A 6400-nucleotide genomic window follows, 5' to 3' on the forward strand; every position below is an offset into this window, starting at 1 on the left:
CCATCTCCTATCGCATCCTGCGCACCACGGTGGCGGCGATCTGCGGCTGTCCCGGCGCGCGCCGGTTCTCGGCCGCGACGGCGTCGTAGACGGTGTGCGCGATATGGTGCAGCTCCGCATCGGTCACGCGTCCGCTGACCTGATAGAACAGGCGCACGCGCTGCGGCAGCCCGGGCACGGCGCTGGTCCGGGACTGGCGCATATGGCGCCGCACCTGGTCCACGTCGCGCACCACCTGTCGCGCAAGATGGCTCAGGCGTAGCCGTCCGTTGGCGTCGCGGTAATCGGTTGCGTGTAGCAGCTTGCTTTCGAGGCCTGCCGGCAGGCGCTTGGGGGCAGCCGGCATCGGCGTGAGATCGAGCACCGAGCCGCCTCTGCGCGGGCCGATGCGGAGCTGGTTGCGCACATCGAAGCCGCGCAGGCACAGGCGTTCGACCAGGATCTGCTCGGCGCAACGGCCACGCAGGTTATTGATGACGATGAGCGCCGGACGCTGCCCGCGCGGCCGGGCCTCGGCGGCGGCCAGATCACGGCATGCCAGATGCCGGGCGCGCGAGGCCGGCAGGCATTCGTTGCGGCCGACGGCAGGGTCGGCATCCCCGGCGCGTCCGCGCTCACGCGTCCAGTGCCGAACGGCATCGTCAAGCATGGCGTCGACGAACTGGTCGATTGCTGCGCTCATGCTTCGGCTCCTCGCGGGGCCGGTGTGCCGATCGCCGGGGTGGGGCAAAGGGGATACCACCAGGCGGTGGCTTGCTGCCAGGGGTCGGCATGATGGCCGGTCCCGACCAGCGGGCCATCGACGCAAGCATGGTGCGGCGACGACGCCATTACATGCAGCGCGGCCAGCCTGGGCAGGCGTTCGGCGAGCCCGGCCACTCCTGCCGCTGCCAGTGCGTCGCGCAGCAGCGAGCGCTCGGCGCCGAACAGGGATTCGGAAGGCAGCGGGTCCAGATGCCGCACGTCGACGCCGCTTCGCCACAGGGCATGCACCGGCCACGGTGCGCCGTCACCATCAAGCGTGGTCAGCACGATGGCGGCATCGAGCGTGGCGGAGAGTGCGAGCGTGTCGAGGGCGATGGCGAGCGGATCCCACCAGGGGGAGGGCATTGGGCCGAGCGCCGGCCTTGCCCCCTCGCAGCGGCGCAGCAGGGCGTCGAGCAGGACCTCGTAGCGCTCGACCACGGCATGGTCGGCAGCGTCGCCGAGCTGGGAACCGGCCACGTTGTCTCCGACCCAGCGAAACGGCCACGACGCGGCATCGGTGCAGTCGCGCATCGCGATCCACGCAATCAGAGCGGGTTCGAGCGGCCTCGGCACGGCGCCGCCGCTGTCCAGCGCCGCGCCGTTGGCCGAGAGGCTCGGCAGTACCATCTCGCTCGCATCGATGACCTGCCAGAACGCGCGCGTGAGCCAGGGCTCCAGCACCCGCGTGAGCCGCAACGCCAGGCTCGGCCCCCAGGGCGACCCGAGCACCAGCGCGGGATCGAGGATGCAGGCGAGCTTGCGTTGCCGTACCGATACGATCATGTCCTCAGCATGCATGGCGGGGCGTCTCCGTGTCAGCCGCGGTCAGGGATGCGCAAATGTACGGCGCGCCACGGTCAGGCCGCAGCCTGCGGCACGCCGAGCACGCTGTTCAGCGCGTGTGTCACGCCGGGGAATCCTCGGCCCTCGGGCGTCATCCGGTACGCGGCGACCCACGCTTCCGCGTGCGCGCCCATGGGCCGCACCACGCTCTGGAACAGGATCGGATCGGTTGCGGTCTTGAAATCATTGTCCGCAACAAACTGCAGGATCCGCCGGCCGCTTTCGGCCATCTTGGCCCGTTGCGAGGGCTCGGCCACCCCGCCGAGATAGCGATTCGAGACGATCTCGACCACATCCCACTTGGTGTTGGCGTCAAAGGCCTTCTTGATGTCGGGCGAATCCAGCAGCTTGAGCACCTGGATCAGGTAATGCCCGGTTTCCATCGCGAGCGCGAAGATATTGCCGTAGGTAGACCGGTCCAGCGCATAGCGCAGGTCGAGCCCGATGCGCTGGATGGTGCCGACGCTGCCGAAGGGACGCTGGTCGATCAGCTGTCCGCCCCGGATGACTTCGCCGATCAGCAGATCGCGGAAGTACTGGCCCATCGCCACCATGAAGCCGACCATCTGGCGATGGAAATTGCGGTTGACCACTGCGCCGGCCGGGGCCTGCGCGGTGCCATAGTTGAAGGCGCGCCGATAGGCCACCATCCGGTCCTGCCGGGTGTAGCGCAGTGGCCGCCATTTTTCGAGCAGATAGAGTCCGCGCGCGCCGGGGCCGCGCTGGATGCGCATCTTCCCCAGGCGGAACAAGCGCAGCAGGGTCTCGACCACCTCAAAGATCTTCATGCGCTCGTGCTGATAGATAAAGTACAGCTCGGCAGCCGCATGCAACTGGCTCGGGATGATTGAATCGTCGAAGTCAGGCTGTACATAGGGATAGCCGATCTTCTCGAAGCCGACTGCCCCCTGCGGACCGAGGCCGAGCAGATCGAAGAAGCCTTCCTCCCCGCTGCCATTGGGTTTGGACAACAGTTCAGAGTAACGCTGCTCGAACTGCGAGGCGAAGGCGTCGCGCTGGTCGGGCGGCAGGCTGGCCAGCTGCTCCTGCAGAAAGGTCTCCCACAGGCGCTGAATGGTTTCGGTGGTCTGGAAGTTCATGATGCGCTCCGTCGTCGGGGGTCAGGCCTTGGCAGGGCCGCCGTCGGGACCCGCAGGGCCCGCTCCGCTACCGTCGGCGCCAGTACCTTCGGTGCCGTCGAAGGCATCAGCCGCACCGGGAGTGAGAGGGGCGGGGGCAGCGGCGGGCGGCACGGCGGACGTGCCCGGCGTAAGGAGTCGCCGGCGATTCCGTTCCCCCAACTCGTGCGCGATACGATCGATCGAGCCGTCCGGATGCGGCGGAATCTGCGGGGCGTGCTCGCGATAGTCGCGGTTGCGCCGGTGCCACTCGGGCACGCGCTGCTCGATCATCATCAACGCGCCGCGCTGGTATCCCGGCAGCATTCCGATATTGCCAAAGGTCCCCATATGTGGCGGACTGTGATAGACGGGGGCGAGCGTCGCATCTGCAAGCATATCCGAGGCCGGAATGCAGCCGGATGTCATCTGTTCGACGATGGGCCGCAGTGCGCGCTCGGCCTGCAGCTGGAGCACAAGCTCGCCATGCATCAGCCAGGCGAGCGGTGTCGGTCCTGCCGGCCCCGTCAGATCGAAGTGATCAATGGTGTGCTTGTCCCATACACGCCATTGGGGCGCGGGGATGACCGGATCCTGCGGGGCGGCGAAGCTGACCCCTGCCGGGATCAGCAGTGCGGCCATTTCCGACAGCATTGCGCCCGTCGGGTTGTCGGGATTGGTGATGTCCTTCATCGGTGCAGCGGCATCGAGCCAGACATCGGGGTAACGCAGCGCCAGCGCAAGGATGGCGTGGGCGGCGGCACGCTGTTCCGGCATGCCAAACTCTTCGGTGCCGTTGGCGTAGAGATCGATTGCGCGGTCGAGATCGTGCAGGACACGGTCAAGCAGGACCTGCAGCTTGAGCGTATCGGGGTCGCAGTCGCAACGGGTGACACAGTCGATGGTCGAAGCAAATCTGCCGCGCAGACTGACCAGATTCATCAGACGCTGCTCGGCAAAGGTGGTGCCGCTCCCTCCGTAAAGGCCATACATCAGTACGCTGGGACGCGCAATGCGCAGGAGGCGCAGGCCGCCGGAAGCCTGGAAGCCGTCCACGAACAACTGCAAGGCGTCCTGAAACGCCAGCAGCGGTGGCGCGTCGCGGACCGGCAGGTGCAGCGTCACCTGCACGAAGCGCGAGAACCGCCCGAGCATGTTCCATGCGGTCGCGCCGACCCGGCGCAGCCCGTCGCTCGAGCCTCCCGCACACAGCTGGATCATTTCGTCCATCGCACGGGAAAGGTCGGCTTCGTGGAGCAGTGCCCGCAGGTCCGACTGGCCATGCGCTTCGAGACTGGCGTGCAGGCCGCGATAGGCGGCCAGGCCTCGCGGCATCGTGTTCTGGTCCAGCGATTCCTGGGCCACGCCCGACATATTGCGCAGGCACACCAGCACCTGGTCGCGCCGCGCCTGCAGTTCAGAGTAGGGCACGCGCAGTAATGTGCGCCCGCCCTGGAAGCCTGTATTGGCGAGCGCCTCGCCCATCAACACCAGAAGCACCGCAGCCACTTCGTCGAGGCTCTGCCCGAGATTGCGATAGCTTTCGTTCAGCTCGGTGGACAGCGCGCCCACCATCCGCGCCAGCCTGGCATATTCGCCCAGGCGCCGCCGTGCGGCGAAAGCCCGGTCCCGGCTGTAGGGGTCGAGGGACTGGCGTGCCGCCGCGACGCCATCGTCGATGGTGAGGGACAGGGTCTGATGCCACCCCTCCAGCTCTGGCCGGATGTCCTTGGTCAGGTTGCTCGCGATCAGTTGCTGCAGATCCTGCTCCACATCCGCCCGGGCCTGATCCAGATCCAGATTGGTCGCGGTCGCCTCCGGCGCAGCGATGGCCGAGGGCCGTGGAGCCGCGGTATTCAGGAACGGCAGTCCCTGAGCCTCGCCGCCGATACCCTGCGCGCGCGCGTCGGACTGGTAGCGGTCCAGCAATGCTCTCGCGATCTGCTGGGCGTCGTTGGGATCTCCGATCTTCAGTTCGCGCCGCAGCAGGGTATCGAAGGCGAGCCGCTGGCTGTTTCCGATGCTCATGGGTTTGCCGTCGGAGCCGGACGGAACCGGTTGGGGAATCGCGGGATAGGCCATGGTGATCCTCTGTTGCGTTGAACGGCGTGATGCGTGTGTTGTCGTGCGCGCCTACGACACCAGGTGCAATAGCGCAGGCTGCGGCTCGTACGGCGCTGCGCGCGGGCGTCGCGAGGCCATGCGCGCGCTCAGCTGGCCGATCACGCAGTGCGCGAGGCGCCTCGGCGGGATGCGCCCGTCCACTATCGCGTAGTGCGCGGCGCTCACGAGGTGGCGGGGAGGCAGTCCGGTTTCACGTTCGGACGCAAGCAGCCGCGCGCCTTCGCGAATGGCCGCCTCGTCGTCACGCGAGAAGGGAATGATGTCGGCCAGGGCGCGCTGGGCGAGGTTGCGGCGCGTCTGGAACGCAATCTCGTCGACGACGTCCGGGACGATGCGCGGCACGCTCAGCATCAGCGCGGCGGGTATGCGGTGCCCGGCGGAGGGCTGGTACAGGTTTTGCCAAACCCGTAACAACCGTGCGGCGTCGCGCGCGAAGCCGAGCCGGCGTAGCATTTCGGCCAGCAGGTAGACACGCAGGTAGGCGGTGGGATGCGCGCCGCCGGGCCGGTAGGTCATGGTGCGCGGCTGGGGGTGCGCGAGGAAATCCGCCATGCCCCAGGCCGCCGCCGGGCCACCGAGCAGGATGGCCGCGAGGTCCGCGAAGATCTCCTTGTGCCAGCGGCCGTAGACGGTGGCGAGGAAGGGATCGCGCGTCTTGCCCATGGTGCGCCTGAGTACGGCCTGGCGGTTTTCCCTCCAGATGCCGAGGTCGGCCTGCAGGTTGTGGGCGACTTCATGCAGGAAGACCGATTGCCACGGCTGGTCTCGGTCCCAGGGTATGCGGATCAGCGGAAAGGGATTGGCCTCGCCGAGCAGCCGCGACAGCGCCACGCCACGGCGCATCGTCGCGGGAGAATAGCCGTGCTCCATGTAGCAGACCGGCTTGAGCAGCGGGCCATCGAAGACGCGTGGCGCGGCGCGTCGAACGGCGCGGTAGCAGTCTTCGGCGATGACGTCGTGCGCGGCGAGCGACGGGCCGAAGCTCGTGCCCCGCTGCGCGAACACTTCGTAGAACATGCCGAACAGCCGCCGCGCGCGGTCAAGTTCGCGCTCGACCAGCGCCACGTCGATCAACACCCGTTGCGCAGGCCTCTGCTGCCAGTCCGGCAGGATCTGATCGAAGCGCGCGCGGATGCGTTGCTCGGCCTGGGCCAGCCGCGCGTTGGCCGTGTCGAAATGTTGCTGCGAAGGCGCATGGGGCATGTCTTGCGGGCGCAGTCCGACAAAGGCGTTGTCGACCCGGGCCAGCCGCGACAGGCGCGCGGACAGGCCGCGAATCTTTGCGCTCAGGAATCGCTGCAGGTTCATGGCCGGCCCCGTTCCGATCGGTGTCACTGGCGACGATTCATGCGCCACGGACGATGATGGTCACCGGCCCACGTACATGCATGCGACGGCCGCCGCAGTGTGGGCAGCCGACGCCATGGCCGCCATAGCTGCGGGACTGGGCGCGCGGGCCGGTTGCCGCGACACGGCGCGCTAACGGCGCTATCGTGCGCGCGGCGGCCTGCGCGCCGCGGCCGCGCGGCGTGGCCCGGCGCGCCGCAGGCACCAGCGGCTGCGACAGC

Annotated in this window: 6 protein-coding genes; all 6 read right to left on the reverse strand. The window is 68.0% G+C overall.

All coding sequences use genetic code 11. The features are described from left to right. Window positions 1-7: 7 nt before the first annotated feature. Window positions 8-682 carry a hypothetical protein gene (locus C265_RS12945; RefSeq protein ID WP_010811752.1) on the reverse strand — a complete coding sequence of 225 codons (675 nt, stop codon included), beginning with the start codon at window positions 680-682 and terminating at the stop codon, window positions 8-10. Continuing rightward, entirely contained in the window at window positions 679-1545 is an 867-nt protein-coding gene (locus tag C265_RS12950; RefSeq protein ID WP_010811753.1) for a hypothetical protein, read from the reverse strand. The genes C265_RS12945 and C265_RS12950 overlap by 4 nt, the downstream gene beginning before the upstream one ends. A gap of 59 nt (window positions 1546-1604) precedes the next feature. Next, entirely contained in the window at window positions 1605-2690 is a 1086-nt protein-coding gene (locus tag C265_RS12955; RefSeq protein WP_010811754.1) for a hypothetical protein, read from the reverse strand. A gap of 21 nt (window positions 2691-2711) precedes the next feature. After that, on the reverse strand, window positions 2712-4790 hold the full coding sequence (locus C265_RS30990) for a hypothetical protein (protein ID WP_010811755.1): 2079 nt from the start codon (window positions 4788-4790) through the stop codon (window positions 2712-2714). A 51-nt stretch (window positions 4791-4841) separates the two neighbouring features. Continuing rightward, on the reverse strand, window positions 4842-6140 hold the full coding sequence (locus tag C265_RS12965) for a hypothetical protein (protein ID WP_010811756.1): 1299 nt from the start codon (window positions 6138-6140) through the stop codon (window positions 4842-4844). Window positions 6141-6177: 37 nt separating this feature from the next. Beyond that, window positions 6178-6400: hypothetical protein (locus C265_RS32665; protein WP_210401222.1), on the reverse strand; the 223-nt coding region annotated here is incomplete at its 5' end.

The sequence above is a fragment of the Cupriavidus sp. GA3-3 genome (assembly GCF_000389805.1).
Lineage (GTDB): Bacteria > Pseudomonadota > Gammaproteobacteria > Burkholderiales > Burkholderiaceae > Cupriavidus > Cupriavidus necator_D.

What these genes read in the sequence shown, in the direction of transcription:
- C265_RS12950 (WP_010811753.1), bottom strand. Translation starts at nt 1,545, where the DNA reads ATGCATGCTGAGGACATGATCGTATCGGTACGGCAACGCAAGCTCGCC.
- C265_RS12945 (WP_010811752.1), bottom strand. Translation starts at nt 682, where the DNA reads ATGAGCGCAGCAATCGACCAGTTCGTCGACGCCATGCTTGACGATGCC.
- C265_RS12965 (WP_010811756.1), bottom strand. Translation starts at nt 6,140, where the DNA reads ATGAACCTGCAGCGATTCCTGAGCGCAAAGATTCGCGGCCTGTCCGCG.
- C265_RS12955 (WP_010811754.1), bottom strand. Translation starts at nt 2,690, where the DNA reads ATGAACTTCCAGACCACCGAAACCATTCAGCGCCTGTGGGAGACCTTT.
- C265_RS30990 (WP_010811755.1), bottom strand. Translation starts at nt 4,790, where the DNA reads ATGGCCTATCCCGCGATTCCCCAACCGGTTCCGTCCGGCTCCGACGGC.